The organism is Undibacterium sp. GW821-FHT07F11 (assembly GCF_059418665.1).
Window position 1 is genome coordinate 485,680 of sequence record NZ_JBWKQH010000004.1, and the last position, 14,311, is coordinate 499,990.

Annotated in this window: 13 protein-coding genes; 5 read left to right on the forward strand and 8 right to left on the reverse strand. The window is 51.1% G+C overall.

Annotated features, from left to right (window positions below; translation table 11 throughout):
- Positions 1-16 precede the first annotated feature (16 nt).
- The 4 genes from AC07OI_RS12735 to AC07OI_RS12750 all read right to left on the reverse strand — a co-directional run bounded on the left by AC07OI_RS12735 (position 17) and on the right by AC07OI_RS12750 (position 3,461).
- Positions 17-742: a GntR family transcriptional regulator gene (locus AC07OI_RS12735; protein ID WP_495257482.1), complete on the reverse strand. Its 726-nt coding sequence runs from the start codon at positions 740-742 to the stop codon at positions 17-19.
- Positions 743-1,524: 782 nt separating this feature from the next.
- Positions 1,525-1,917 (reverse strand): cupin domain-containing protein, encoded by a 393-nt coding sequence (locus AC07OI_RS12740; RefSeq protein WP_495257483.1) that lies wholly within the window; start codon positions 1,915-1,917, stop codon positions 1,525-1,527.
- A gap of 83 nt (positions 1,918-2,000) precedes the next feature.
- The gene (locus AC07OI_RS12745) at positions 2,001-2,828 is read right to left on the reverse strand and encodes an AraC family transcriptional regulator (protein ID WP_495257484.1); all 828 of its coding nucleotides are present in this window, start codon (positions 2,826-2,828) and stop codon (positions 2,001-2,003) included.
- A gap of 96 nt (positions 2,829-2,924) precedes the next feature.
- Positions 2,925-3,461, reverse strand: a complete 537-nt coding sequence (locus tag AC07OI_RS12750) for a hypothetical protein (RefSeq protein WP_495257485.1) — start codon at positions 3,459-3,461, stop codon at positions 2,925-2,927.
- A 93-nt stretch (positions 3,462-3,554) separates the two neighbouring features.
- Between AC07OI_RS12750 and AC07OI_RS12755 the strand changes: the two genes are divergently transcribed.
- Complete coding sequence (locus AC07OI_RS12755; RefSeq protein WP_495257486.1) at positions 3,555-4,679, forward strand: hypothetical protein; 1,125 nt, start codon at positions 3,555-3,557, stop codon at positions 4,677-4,679.
- Between the two features lie 140 nt (positions 4,680-4,819).
- On the opposite strand, the gene AC07OI_RS12760 is transcribed toward AC07OI_RS12755, so the two are convergent.
- Positions 4,820-5,902 carry a YiiG family protein gene (locus AC07OI_RS12760; protein ID WP_495257487.1) on the reverse strand — a complete coding sequence of 361 codons (1,083 nt, stop codon included), beginning with the start codon at positions 5,900-5,902 and terminating at the stop codon, positions 4,820-4,822.
- A gap of 285 nt (positions 5,903-6,187) precedes the next feature.
- Between AC07OI_RS12760 and AC07OI_RS12765 the strand changes: the two genes are divergently transcribed.
- Complete coding sequence (locus tag AC07OI_RS12765; protein ID WP_495257488.1) at positions 6,188-8,311, forward strand: hypothetical protein; 2,124 nt, start codon at positions 6,188-6,190, stop codon at positions 8,309-8,311.
- Positions 8,312-8,586: 275 nt separating this feature from the next.
- On the opposite strand, the gene AC07OI_RS12770 is transcribed toward AC07OI_RS12765, so the two are convergent.
- The 3 genes from AC07OI_RS12770 to AC07OI_RS12780 all read right to left on the reverse strand — a co-directional run bounded on the left by AC07OI_RS12770 (position 8,587) and on the right by AC07OI_RS12780 (position 11,354).
- A complete protein-coding gene (locus AC07OI_RS12770; RefSeq protein ID WP_495257489.1) occupies positions 8,587-9,600 on the reverse strand; it encodes a polysaccharide deacetylase family protein in 1,014 nt (337 codons plus the stop codon).
- A gap of 220 nt (positions 9,601-9,820) precedes the next feature.
- Complete coding sequence (locus tag AC07OI_RS12775) at positions 9,821-10,495, reverse strand: NAD(P)H-binding protein (protein ID WP_495257490.1); 675 nt, start codon at positions 10,493-10,495, stop codon at positions 9,821-9,823.
- Between the two features lie 28 nt (positions 10,496-10,523).
- On the reverse strand, positions 10,524-11,354 hold the full coding sequence (locus AC07OI_RS12780; RefSeq protein ID WP_495257491.1) for an inositol monophosphatase family protein: 831 nt from the start codon (positions 11,352-11,354) through the stop codon (positions 10,524-10,526).
- Between the two features lie 84 nt (positions 11,355-11,438).
- Between AC07OI_RS12780 and AC07OI_RS12785 the strand changes: the two genes are divergently transcribed.
- From AC07OI_RS12785 to AC07OI_RS12795, 3 genes are all read left to right on the forward strand, one after another.
- The gene (locus tag AC07OI_RS12785; protein WP_495257492.1) at positions 11,439-12,059 is read left to right on the forward strand and encodes a TetR/AcrR family transcriptional regulator; all 621 of its coding nucleotides are present in this window, start codon (positions 11,439-11,441) and stop codon (positions 12,057-12,059) included.
- A gap of 485 nt (positions 12,060-12,544) precedes the next feature.
- On the forward strand, positions 12,545-12,946 hold the full coding sequence (locus AC07OI_RS12790; RefSeq protein ID WP_495257493.1) for a helix-turn-helix domain-containing protein: 402 nt from the start codon (positions 12,545-12,547) through the stop codon (positions 12,944-12,946).
- Between the two features lie 20 nt (positions 12,947-12,966).
- Positions 12,967-14,256, forward strand: a complete 1,290-nt coding sequence (locus AC07OI_RS12795) for a type II toxin-antitoxin system HipA family toxin (protein ID WP_495257494.1) — start codon at positions 12,967-12,969, stop codon at positions 14,254-14,256.
- Positions 14,257-14,311 lie beyond the last annotated feature (55 nt).

The window sequence follows — 14,311 nt, forward strand, 5'->3', positions numbered from 1 at the left end:
AAATAGACAGGCAGGTTTATGTGGATGCAGTAGTAGCAGCCAGTTTCAATAACTCAGGCGGCAGACTCCAGTTTTGCTTGATGGCCCGTACCGCTGCGTTCGTGTCGTCAGCACGCAGGGCAGCGATGATGGCCTGATGCTCTTCTACCGATTGCGGTGCCATGCGCTGGTCGCCAAAATGCGCCAGCTCTATGCGCTTGATGCGCGGGCGCAGATTGGCCAGTAGTTTTTCTATTTCCAGATTCTGGCTGGCACGCACGATGATGGCGTGGAAATGCGCATCTAACTCAGTCGCACGCTGATGCGCATGAATGGCAATGGCCTGCGCCAGTGCAGCATTGGTCGCTTCCAGTTCTTGCAAGTCTGCACTCGTCAGACGCGGCAAGGCCAGTTCCAGCGCGGCAGTTTCCAGCGCAGCCACCACAGGATAAAGCTGGATGATATCCTCCAGATTCGATGGTGCCACCTTGGTCCATTTATGAAAACTGGTGATGACCAGACCTTCATCCTCCAACTGCCGCAAGGCTTCACGCACGGGCGTGCGTGACACGCCCAACTGCGCTGCCAAATCCTGATCACGCAGTATTTCGCCGGGGGCAAGCTGCAACTCTATGATCCATTGCTTGAGGCTGCGGTACACCTCTTCACGGGCGAGGGAACGGCTTAGGGGGGCTGTGCTGGCTGGTATTGGCATGCTGGGTTTGTGGTTAGTAAGACAGTAATAGCAACTATCTTCAATCATGTTTTGTCTTGTAGTATGTAATATACTACAGAATTTTGGTATTGTCGCTGGAAGATTTTTATTGTCCGTTTGGAATGTTACATACTTTAATCCTCATTAAATCTTCTTTGGCAATCTGGGAGCGCTGCGGGATTTGAGTTCTTTTGCAGGGTGCGCCATGCGCACCGGTTTTTTGTGGTGAGATAGAGCGGTGCGCACAGTGCACCCTGCAAGCCTCGGCCCCGAATGACCGTACTGCGTAAATCACGCAATGAACTCAAGATCAAAGACGGCAATGTCAAGGATGAACAATAGCCCTCAACCCGTTATGCCTGACTTGATCCGGCATCCAGTGCCCTTAAGCCGTGTTGTTGATTGAATTGTGCAGATTTCGTGATTGGAAGTGTGTAGGGATGTCAGCCATCATTACCGACATCGGGGCGCGACAAATGCCGCTGGATGCCAGATCAAGTCTGGCATGACGGTATTGAGATTTTTGTGTTGAATATGAGGTACGTTTTTAAAGTCTTCGGAATAGTCGTAATAGTCGCGATGGCATCATTAATGCAATTAGCACCACGAGATCACATGCGGTTGTGTCTGACAATAAACCGATGTTAAATCGGCCGTGACGTAGGGCGCATTGCAATGCGCCGCATGAGATCATTGCATGCTTTGGGAAATTATCTGTGCCGTACACGTCGCACACATGCGGCGCATTATAATGCGCCCTACCTTGAGCCATCTGCTACATCGCGGGGAGGCATGTCGATCGCAAGACTAATCCGCAACCGGCATCAACCTCATATCCACACATCCAGCTCACTGGTACGTTCACCACCTTCTTCGCCAGTGTTGACCACACCACGCGGTTCTATGAGCAATAGTTTGACTTCATTTTCTGCATAGGGTTTGTGTTCCACGCCTTTGGGAACGACAAACATTTCGCCAGCAGATATAAGCACATGGCCATCGCGAAAATCGATGCGCAGTTGTCCTTCAAGGACGATGAAGCTTTCGTCTGTGTCGGCATGATCATGCCAGATGAAATCGCCTTGCAATTTGGCGACTTTGAACTGGTAGTCGTTCATCTCGGCGATGACTTTTTGTGACCATTGTTCGCTGAACAGGCTGAATTTGTTAGAGAAATTAATGCTGTGATAAATTTTACTGTCGTTGATTGCTGTCGCATTCATGGCTGGCGTCCCTGGCTTGGTGAGTGAAAATCCAAGCATACGCAAGACGCAAAAGCAATTCTTGTACATTTGTGCGTCAGGTGTTAAGGCCTGTGTACCTTGCCATGCATGTTCAGCCAGCGCAAAGGTGTCAGGCCAAAGGCCTTGCTGAAATGCTTGCTCATATGACTTTGATCGCTGAACCCGGCAGCCAGTGCTGCATTGACCAGTGTATATCCTTGCATCAGCAAGGTTTTGACCAGGTCAAGGCGGCGCATGGTCAGGTAGCGGTAGGGGCTGGTACCAAACAGCAGGCGGAAATCGCGTGACAGGCTCCAGCGGTCGCGGCCACTGTGCCCGGCCAGTTCATCCAGCGTGATGTTGTCAGTCATGGCGCTGTGGATGTATTCCCGCGCGCGTTCAGCAGCCTGGTAATCAAAATGCAGTTTGCTGGCCGCTGTGCCAGCGAGTTTGTCTGAACAGGCATGCATGGCATGGGCCAGGTCGAACAGGGCATCCTGCTCTTCCAGCGCATCCATGGGTTTGTCCATGGCTTGCAGCAGGGGCAGGGTAGCAGCAAACAGGCGCGGGTCGCTGGAGATGCCATGCTTGATAAAAGGCAAAGCCTGGCCGCCGAGGATTTGCTGTATCAGGGCAGGCTCGACATAGATCATGCGGTAATGAAAGCCATCGCCAGTGCCAGCCTGTCCATCATGCGCTTCATCTGGGTGCAGGACGATAGTGCCACCTGGCAGGCTATGACGCTCGCTGCCTCGATAGGCAAAGCTTTGCACCCCCGCCAGCGTGCTACCTATGGCATAGGTATCATGCCTGTGCATCGCATAAGCGTTACCTGCGAAATAAGCTTCGATACGTTCCAGCCGTTCAGATCCCGGCGCGTGACGTATCCAGTCGGTGTTGTGCTTGCTCATGGCGGTGTGGTCGCTTCCATGAGGCATATGCTAGCATTAGCCAGAGTTTTTTACACGGTGCTTGAATTGCCTGATTTTAGTAAGTGTCAAAATCAATCAGGGTAATTCTTTGAGCGGTATTGCTGGCATGCCTCTTTTTGTGAGCACATATTCACAGCGCCGCTTTTGTTCTGTTTCATCAAAACCTGACATGCTTATTTGCACGTCTTCTTTTATATTTTTCCCAAACTTCAGTTCTTTCCATTCTGCAGGGATTTCGTAATCTGGATTTGAGTTTTTTGCTGATTGCTTAGACATCTCTATCATTTTTTCCGCGATCGTAATCAGGCCGTCCGCGGATGCGGTGCCTGCCGATGATTTCTTTGTCGATCCCATTATTTTAAACATGGCAGAATTCATTACATACATACGCTTGATGTCCTTGTCCCATTCCACTCTCTTTACTGCAAAGCGCGGGCTGTAGGCCGGGTCAAGCTGGCTGCAAAAAGATGTTAGTTCATCAGCCGTCGTGTAGTACATATTAACTATGCTCAAGGCAATGACTTCACGAAGACTGCCAGCAGTGTCTTGTGCAAAGCTACTGCCTGACGCAAATAGCAGGGCAGTGGCAAAACAAAAGATACTACTTTTCATTGCATTTAATTTCCTATTGGTTGGGTGCAAACTTCAAATTCAAATGTGTGGCAATGCTATCATTCCAGTCACCCAAAATACACAGAGGCAGGCATGAAAGCATCTAATTTCTTCTGTAAGTTGACGTTCGTGACCTTGGCTATTTCCAGTTTGATACAGCCAGCCAGCGCCGCACCCACGTGGCAGCGCTTACACCTGCCGCTACCTGGCCAGCAGGACGGTTATGATTTTCCTGTGTATGCCAATCACAGCCTGAGCGGTGACTTGAGTGCCTTGCGTGAAATACGTGAAGTCATCATCGTCCAGCATGGCATACAGCGCAATGGTGATGATTACTATGCCGCAGCGATGGCCTTGTTGCAGGCATCTGGCCGCTCGCTGGATGAAGTGCTGGTGCTGGCGCCCAACTTTCCTGGCAAGCCCGACCTTGACAGTCCCGGCAAGGGTTTTGACCGCATGCCGGTATGGTCTGTGCAGGGCTGGGCAGGTGGTGATGCTGCCTTGCCAGGGACGGGCACACAAGCGGGTTTGAGTTCTTTGCAGGTGCTTGATGATATCGCCCAACTGCTGGCAGACAAGTCGCGCATGCCATCGCTGAAGAAGATTATTTTCGCCGGGCATTCTGGCGGTGGGCAGTTGATACATCGTTACGCCGTGCTGAACCATGTCGATGAAGCCCTGCGGGCAAGAGGGTTGGATGTGCAGTATGTGGTAGCGAACCCGTCTTCTTATCTGTATTTCACACCAGACAGACCGGATCGCTCAGGCTCTGGCAGCTTTGCGCCCTACGACAAAACCGTCTGCCCCGCCTATGATGATTACCGCTATGGCATGCAAGACATGGTCGCTTATGCAAAAGGTATGTCGGGCATGGATTTATATATACGCCACTTGCAAAGGCAGGTGACCTATCTGGTCGGCAGCATGGACACCGACCCCAACCATCGCGTACTCGACAAGTCTTGCGGTGCCGAAGCAGAAGGGCCAACACGCTACGACCGTGCTCATGCCTATTGGACGTATGAGCAATATCTTGGCAAACATACGCCCGTTGCCAAACCCATGCCAACAACTGCCAGCCATCATTATTTTGATGTGCAAGGAGTAGGGCATGACCAGAGCAAAATATTTGGTTCGCTATGCGGCGTGAAATTGCTGTTTGGAGACAAGGCAGTAGTTGATAAGCAGGCAGCGCAGTGTAAGTCTGTACAACCATAAAAAAATGCCCTCGAAAAACAAGGGCATTGTAAAGAGCAACTCCAGATGGGGACCTGGAGTACTACCGGGTTGGTTCCTTGGACGGGACTTGCGCAAAATCGATATTGCACAAGTGCCGCATCAACGAGTATTAGTTAGTATCAGCGATGCATGCGATTGCTCGCCTCTATCAATTCATTGTAAGCCTTGGTGACTTTTTCCTGGCTGCCTTCTACCATCCAGCCTGAGCCTGGTTTCAGCATCATTTTTTCGCCTTCGCTGTAAGCCACTTTGTCACGGATGCGGCGCACACGTTCTTTGGCAGCCTTGCGATAATCTTCAGTGGCTCTCTCCAGACTTGACCAACCGCTGCCTGCGCTTTCGCTATTCTTTTTGACGTAGGCGATGGCTTCGTCGGTCACGCTTTCATAATCGGCCAGGATTTTTGCGGCAGCAGCAGCGTCGAATTTTTCTTCACCGATCAGGCGTATCAAATGCTTGGCCTTGCTCATCAATGCCATTTGCAGATAAGGTAATTGGCGGCCTTCGGTTTTTTCCAGTTGCTGCATTTCTGCATCCAGGACCTTGTCGTTTTCTGCTTCAATTTCATCAGAAAAAATATTACTCTTTTCTTCAAAATTCTTGATGCTGGCGGCCAGAGGTGCGTGCAGTTTTTTGCCCTTGGCGAAGGCATCATCCTTGTAGTTTTCACGGCTGTAATACACGTCGGCGTCGGCTACCAAAGCGCCCAGTTCTGCCAGGCTGTCTATATAGGTGGTGGCGGCGGCGTCGAGTTTGCCTGGCGTGCCTTTTACCGCTTGAGCAAAGCTGGTCTTGCACTTGGCAATATCATCGACATCGATTTTATACAGGCCGTAGACCACCATTTCTTTTCCGCTGGGGCCTGCATCCATATCCTTGACCCAGCTGCGATAGCGGGCAATGCTGCGGTGGGCATTTCTGTCGAGCTGGTTGTAGCAGGCGATATAGTCTTGCAACTTGTCGGCGCCGGCTGCGGCCGGTGCAGATGGGGCGGCTGGTGCAGGCGTATGCGTCATTGCAGCCTGGCTGGCCGTGGTGGCACTACTGGCTTGTGCCACAGATGAAGCTGATGCATCTTCAGTTTTTTTGCTGCAGGCGGTCGCCAGCAAGGCCAGGCTGATACACGCCAGCATGCGCGTTGACACACTCTGATACATGGTCTTTTTGTGGGAACCGGACACTGCTGTTTGAAGGGTTTTCATTCTTGTTTTTATCAAATTGGGTGGGCCATCTTAGCCGCTTAAAGTTTTGAAAGTTGCAACAATTTGTATCCATTTGTGTGCTTGGTTGCACGGTATTTTGTTTCTGAAGTTTTCTGCATGACCGGTAAGGTTCTGGCGATGAACGGTCAAGTGCTGATGTTATTTTTTGACTATCATTTACTGGAACTCATCGCTGTTCATCCATGCTGATGAAACGGGTTCCAGTTTCAAGAGGCATATACGCTATGCCCAAACTCACCTCCCACAAGAGAAAGTGAAATTATCATGTCAAAAAAAATTCCGGTTGCATGTGCAGCCGTGACCTTGCTCACGCTCGCACTATCTTCCGCGTTTGCCCAGACTGCAAAACCCGTCTTGCAAGTCCAGAGTAGCATAGGCATCAGCGCCGCACTGCCAGATGTCAAAATCAGCAGTACTGCCGATATTGCACAGAGCAATGTCCCCGTCACTTTTGGTCAGGCCTTTGCGGTTGGCGATGTGCCGGGTGCGAACGGTCTTGTAGGGCAACTCAGTAACGGCATCAGCATCCCCTTGCAAGTCGATGTCAAAGCCAGGCATGCGGATGGCTCCGTGCGTCATGCCATCATTACGGCCGTTTTGCCGCAACTCGGTAAAAGCGAAACGCAAACCCTGCAATTGAAACTGGCAACGACTGCACCAATTCCTACACAGACCGCCAAGCCTGGTGATCTGCTCAATGCCGGTTTCAATGGTAGTGTCAATATCACGGTCGCTGGCAGGTTGTATACCGCGTCGATAGACCAGGCACTGAGGGGCAGCAAGATGCAAGACTGGCTGAGCGGATCGCAAGTGGGTGAATGGCTGGTATCGGCACCACTTTACGATTCCACTGGCCTTGCGCATCCACATCTGCATGCCCGTTTCGCCATACGTGCTTACCCCGGCCTTAGCAAGGCCAGGGTCGATGTGACGATAGAGAATGACTGGGCATACCAGCCTGCGCCGCAAAATTTCACCTATGATGCCGAAGTTGTCATTGGTGGGCAAAGCGTGTTTTCGAAAGCCAACCTGACCCATTTCCACCATACCCGCTGGCGCAAGACTTTCTGGTGGGGCGTAGCACCGCAAACCCATATCGCACATAACAAGGCTTACCTGATCGCCAGCAAGGCAGTGCCCAATTATGACCAGCGCATCATCATTTCAGAGGCATCGCTGAACAGCATGAAAAACCTCATGAGCGGTGCCAACTTCCAGCCCATGGGGCCGGGACTGGCCATGGCGTACATGCCCACCACCGGTGGCAGGCCTGATATCGGCCTCATGCCTGGCTGGTCTGCTGCGTACCTGTTGAGCATGGACAAGCGCGCCAAAGATGCCACGCTGGCGACTGCAGACCTGGCAGGCAGTTGGTCTGCCCATTACCGCGATCAAAAAACCGACAGGCCCATCAGCCTGCGTGATTATCCCTACATGACCATCCTGGGTAATCCGGGTGATACCTACAACCCGGCTACCAAGTTGCGCGAAGCTTTCCCTGTCTGTGGCGGCACCTGTACCAATACCAATACTGCCGATGCTGCGCATACGCCAGCCTTCAGTTACCTGCCTTATCTGGTCACAGGTGATTATTATCACCTGGAAGAAATGCAGTTCTGGGCCATGTGGGATGTGTTCCAGACCAACCCCGGTTACCGCGCCAATGTCCAGGGTCTGATCTATCAGTCTAACGTCAGGGTGCAGGCATGGGATATACGCAACCTGGCCGAGACAGCCTATATCACGCCCGACAACGATGTGCTCAAGGCCGAGTTCACCAGGATATTGTCGAATAATCTCGATTACTACAACACGACCTACAGCAATAATGCGGCAGCCAATATCTTCGGTGCCATTACTGGCCCAGGCGCAATTGTGTACGCCAATGGCATAGGTATCGCACCGTGGATGGATGACTTCTTCACATCAGCCATAGGGCGCGCAGTTGAGCTTGGCTACAGCAAGGCCCAGCCGCTGTTGAGCTGGAAAGCCAAGTTCCCTGTGAACCGCATGCTGGCACCGGATTATTGCTGGATTTTTGGTGGTATCTACAGCCTCAACCTCAGGGCAAGTGCAACTGCGCCCTTGTACACCACGTTTGGGCAAGCTTATGAAGCCAGCCGTAATCCTGTCGTCGCTGGCATGGCCTGTAACAGCCCGGAAATGGCAAAGGCACTGGGATTGAAAGTCGGTGAGATGACAGGTTATTCAAGCTCAGCTACGGGCTATCCATCGAATATGCAGCCAGCATTGGCGTATTCAGCAGATTCTGGTTTTACCGGTGGTGCCACAGCCTGGCAAAAATTCATGCAACGGAGTGTCTTGCCTGATTACTCTGCCCAGCCTGAATTTGCGATCGTGCCGCGCAGTGTGCCAACTGTGCGCTGATATCATTGTGCTGGTAATGTGTAGTTAAAAAATGGTGGGTAGCTGCATGGCTATCCACCATTTGTATTTGATCGTACAGCCAAACTTGTCAGCAAGATCGGGCTGCTGGCTGCCCGTAGGTTGGGCTACGGTGTATTAGCCCAACACTGAGCCTCAACAAACGTATAAGTTATTTAAATGCCGAGTGTTGGGCTGATGAAGCATAGCCTAGCGAGGCCCGTCCTAGCGAGGCCCGGCCTAGCGAGGCCCGGCCCAACCAACGATTGGAAAATCCCTCAATGTTGTAACTCCTGATCCCGCTTCATGATCCATTCTTCAGGGTCTGGCTGGCCATATACTGACAGGCGTTTTTTTGCCATGCGTGCCCAGCGCGCCAGCCATGACATGCCATATTGACCGCTAGGCCCGGCCGGCAGTTGATAGGCCGGGTCTTGCAATGCCTCTTCCAGGGTAATGAATTGATAGCCGCGCTGTTCCAGTTTGCCCAGCATTTTGTCCAGCATGTCGGCATTCAATAGCGAGACATGGATGTTGAGGATGTGAGAAACCTGCCGTCCAAACATTTCATCACTCATGGTTTCGAAAGTGTTGACGGCGCGATCGAGATTGGCCAGGTAGTCTTTGCGCAAGCGCTCTGCATCATCCTTGCGGTTTTTCAGAACCGCATCTTCATACACGCGGGCATAGATGAAATCATCATGTTCTATCGTGAAAGGCGCGATCTTGTAGCCATGCTGGTGCAGGAACTGTTCAAATTGCATCTGGACTTCAGCGTTATCGCCCGTCTGGTTGTGGGGAAAACGATAGTAGCGCGGCACCTGCTTGCGCTCTTGCAGCAGCCAGCGTGTGACAGTGTCACCGCGCAGCACGGCCTCTTGATACTTTGCCAGGCTGCTGCCATGAAAACCCAGATGAGCAAAATTATGATTGCCCAATTCCATGCCCGCATCCAGCCATGACTCCAGCAATCTTATGCGGGCATCGACCTCGCCCTTGACCAGCAAACGGTCTTCATTGACAAAACCCAGTGCCTTGATTTTGTGCGCTTGCAAAGTTGCCAGCATGGTTTTTGTCGCACGCTGCACGTCAGCGAGTTTCAAATGCCGGGTTTCGAATGGCAAGTCATCAATGGTGATGGCAATGCGGCGCACGCCAGGTGCAGCGCTGTTTGTATCTGGCTTCGCATCTTGCGTGGTTTGCGCGTGAGTCGCAACAGGGGCAAGTGCAAGTGCTGCACATACGATGAGATAAGTACTACAGGACGACAGTTTTTTGTAGATAGAATTCATTGAATACCATGGTGGATGTATCGCCTGAGGCAGGTTCAGTTTTAAAAACCTGAGCGAAAAAGAAAAAACCTGCCGGGTAGATAAAAATCCGGCAAGCCCTGTGACAAATCAAATCAAAAAATGAAATAATTCAATTAATACAAGTGCAATAATTATAATGCTATCAAGAAAGTCTGGACAGTTCTTTCGAGGTTTTCTGCTGACTCTTCATTCTCAGGTTTTAGCCCAGCCATGCAGGCACAGGCCCCGCATCACTGCCATACACATCCCACACACTGTGCTCTGGTGCTGATGTTGCGGCTGCGATCATGGCAACGGCCAGATCAGGTCTTGCGATCGTACGCTTCATGTCGAGTCGATGGTTTGCCTGGGCAGATGGTACTGCTGCCGTCAATTGCCTGACTGCGTCAACTTTCACATCAACCAGGCGCGGCGCACGCACTATCACATACGGCAGGCCGCTATCCTTTAGAGCCTGTTCCCTGTCCACGATATTCTTTTGCATGCCGCGCTTTGCCAGGTTCAGCAGATGCCAGGTCATTGATGATTTGCCTGGCCCCATGACCGAGAGCAGGATAATGCGTGGTGGTTTTGCGTGACGCTGTACACCATTCAGCATATTCACGAAACCATCAAACATCACCGAGCGTATCAGCTGTTTTGTCGCAAATGCCTTGTGGATATCCACCGTAAAAAATACTGCCTCCAGCTCATCTGCCAGCGCTGCGGCAATGGCTGGCGGATTGCTTACATCGGCAATGACGGGCTTGATAAATTCTGTTGCTGGGGGTGGCTTGCGTGCAATGGCACGCACAGTGTGACCCTGGCTGGCCAGCAAATGGGTAATTGCCAAACCTGTGCCGCTGCTGGCACCGACGACTGCGTATTCTTTCATATCGATTCTTTTCTGTTATTTATTCTATTTATATATTTTTCAAAACGGCTACCAACTGACTGTTCATCGCAGGTGCGCTGGCAATAAAATTGGGGCTGGATAAAGTCCAGGGCTGGCCAGTCCAGTCCGTTATCTGGCCACCGGCTTCAGTCACCAGCAAGGCACCGCTGACGAGGCCAGACAAGACATTGCCGTGCTGCCAGAACGCATCGAGTTGCCCGCTGGCGACCTGCACCAGTTGCATGGTCGCAGGCACAGCCATGCGTACCAGCAGCGCATGCTCCAGCATGGCCGTGACAGACTGGCCTATCTTGCTGTAAGCGAGCTTGCCTTCACCCGGCGTCGCCTGGCCAGTGCTGACGAGGGCCGCCGCCAGGCTGTTTTTTTGCGATACATGCAGGGGCTGCCCGTTCAGATAAGCACCACCGCCAAGCACCGCCGTATACAGCTTTGCTGCCAGCGGTTCAGCAACCACCGTCAGCACAGGCACGTTGTCACGCACCAGCGTCGCCGTCACCGCCCATTCAGTCGTGCCATGGATATGGTTGACGTTGCCTTCTGCCGGATCAGCCACCCACCATTCACCAGCAGGCAGAGGGCCACCGGATTTTTCATCGTCCAGCCATTGCGCACCAGGGTGCAGAGCCAGCAAAGACGCCCGCAATTGCGCGGTCACGGCAGAGTCATTGTCTTCTATCATCGTCAGCAGTTGCGGCAAGTCTGCGGGACGTGCATCTGGCTCGAAACGCTGGAGCAGCAGGTCAGCCGCCTGGCGTACGGCGATGACGGTGGCGTTTAATAACTGTTGATCGCTTTGTTGTTGATCGCTTCGTTGTTGATGGTGGTTTTGTGTTTGCATGATTATTTGCTTTCCTTAAGTTCGTTAAGTTCAATAAAGTAGAGATATAATATGAGCTATCGCTCATATTGAAAACTCGCATTCATGCCCAAGCCCATCAGCAAAGCCGCCACCCCGCTGGCCCCTCGTAAAAGCCCCACACAAGCCCGCTCTGTCGCAACAGTAGAAGCCATATTGCAAGCTGCTGCTCACATTCTCGAAACTGAAGGCCTGAGCGCCTGCTCCACCAATGCCGTGGCAAGAAAGGCTGGCGTCAGCATAGGCTCGCTCTACCAGTACTTCCCCTCAAAAGATGCCATCAGCAGGGCGCTGATACTGGAACAGACCACCGCACTGGTTGAAGATGCCGAGAAAATAGACCTGGAACAGGGCGGTCGCAAGGCACTGGAAGACTTGATAGCCGTTGCCGTCACCCATCAGTTAAAAAGACCGGCGCTGGCAAAAATACTCGACGCAGAAGAACTGCGCCTGCCTGTAGCCGCAGACCTCAAACGCCAGTCCACCCGCCTGCGCAAAACCATGCGCGACATACTCTCCCAGGCAGATATGCCAGAAGGTGCCAGCGATGCAGAAGTCATGGTCGATTTAATGGGCATCATCAAAGGCATGGTCGATGCGGCGGGTGTGCGCGCAGATACGAGTGCCGCCAATTTGCGCAGGCGGGTGAGGCGGGCGGTGTTTGGGTATCTGGATGCGGGGGAATGAATTTCTCGTGCAGACATCAAGCTTAGTGAATTTCACCACAGCGGTACGCAGAAATTTCCAGCCCCCAGTCTTTCTCTGTGTCTCTGTGTCTCTGTGTCTCTGTGTCTCTGTGGGGAGATTTCAGGTCTTATGCTTTCGTTTATCAGCACGGTGCGTTATGACTCACCCTGTGGAGCTTGATATTCAAAAGTGATATGGAAACATGCTCATTGATGTCATTGAGAAATATTAGCTATTTCCTGTTATTTATTAATATTGCCTATGACTAATATTTGATGTTAACCAATGAAGCTTGAAAATGAATAATATAGGCTATAACTTATATTTTTATAATATAGGATACGGGATATATATTGAAAATATTGGTCACAGCATGTATATTGAAATACAAGTTCAGAAGATTTTTTGAAGTAATGCAGTAATGCTTGCAGTTCCTGGCTTATCTAAATAACTTTATAAATAGGCATTTATGTGCGAGTTATATCATGGCTAATTCTTATCCAATTCAATTTGCCACCCAGCTACGTCACCATCTTCGTGCGTTCAGGAAGAAGCGTGGCCTGACACAAGCGCAACTAGGTGCTCTCACAGGTGTAAGTCAAGGGCGAATTGCAGAAATTGAAGCAAATCCCGGTCTGGTTAGTTTTGATCAAATGATGCAATTACTGTCGATACTGGACGTGAGCATAGTATTAAGCGAAATATCACCAAATACTGCTGAGCAAAATTCGACGTATGGTAGTGGGGTGAGTAGTGTCGTGCCACTAGAGATTAAAGAACAGGACAGCACCAATGAAGCATTGCAAAAGCTCAAAAAACTAAGCATCAACAATGAGGCACTGAGGCAAATGCGTGACCTGGACAATGTCAAGAAAGGCTCCTGGTGACCCGGTCATTACATGTGTGGATGAATGGCGAGCTAGTAGGAGCTTGGAAGGTTGACCGTGATTCTCATACATTCAGATATGAGACGACCTGGCTGGAGTCGCCCCATAGCCGGTCTTTGTCACTTTCAATGCCGATAAGTATTTCGCTGGAGATAAAGGGCGATGCCGTCAGAAACTACTTCGATAATTTGCTGCCTGACAATCATCAGATCCGAAAAAGGCTAGGGAAACGCTTTAAGGCAGGTACAGACATTTTCGGTTTGCTTGAAGCTATAGGCCGTGACTGCGTAGGTGCCGTGCAATTGCTTCCTGATGACGCCACGCCAGATGGATGGAATCGCATGGCCTATGAGGCGCTCTCTGATGAAGAAGTTGAGAGGCATTTGCAAACTGTTCCTTCTGATCAGCGATTCGTTCAAGATGACGAACTGTTTCGTATCTCCATTGCTGGCGCACAGGAAAAAACAGCTTTCCTTCGATATCAACATCAATGGTGTCGCCCACATGGTGCCACGCCCACCACGCATATATTTAAATTACCGTTAGGACTTATTGGTGGACAACGTCTGGGTCTGTCGGATTCTGTCGAAAACGAATGGCTGTGCGCGCAAATTATCGCTGCGATGGGTTTGCCAGTCGCCACTACTTCCATGGCTACATTTGGGGAACAAAAAGCCCTGATTGTCGAGCGTTTTGATCGCGCATGGATGGACGATGGCCGCTGGATAGCCCGTTTGCCGCAAGAAGATTTTTGTCAGGCACTTGGTATATCACCTGATCAAAAATATGAAGCCGATGGTGGCCCCGGCATGCAGCAATGCCTGCGTTTACTTCAGCGCAGTTCACAAGCGAGCGACACCCTGTTTTTTATATTGACGCAATTGCTCTTTTTCTTGCTGAGAGCCACAGACGGCCACGCAAAAAATTATTCCCTCTTTTTAGGGCGCAGTGATGTGTATCAAATGACTCCTCTGTACGATGTATTATCGGTATGGCCTTATCTGGATAAGCCGAAACAACTTGATTCGCATAAAGCAGGCATGGCCATGGCACTCCGCTCAAAAAATGCCCACTACCTTTTCAAAGAAATCCAGACGCGTCACTGGCATGACCTGGCGATGAAAAACGGCGGCCCTGCTACCTGGGCGGCAATGCAGGTTTTTGTAAGCAGGGTAGACGCTGCTTTGGCTCATGTAGAAACCTTGTTGCCAGCTGATTTTCCAGTAATTACCTGGGATGCAATTTCTAAGGGAACACGATTAGAAGCTACACGTTTTCTTGCAAATGCAGCGGGTATTGGAAAATCATAGCGGCTATTGGCCTGGATTCCCTGGCAACGTGTAGCCCGCGTAGGTACGATTAGAT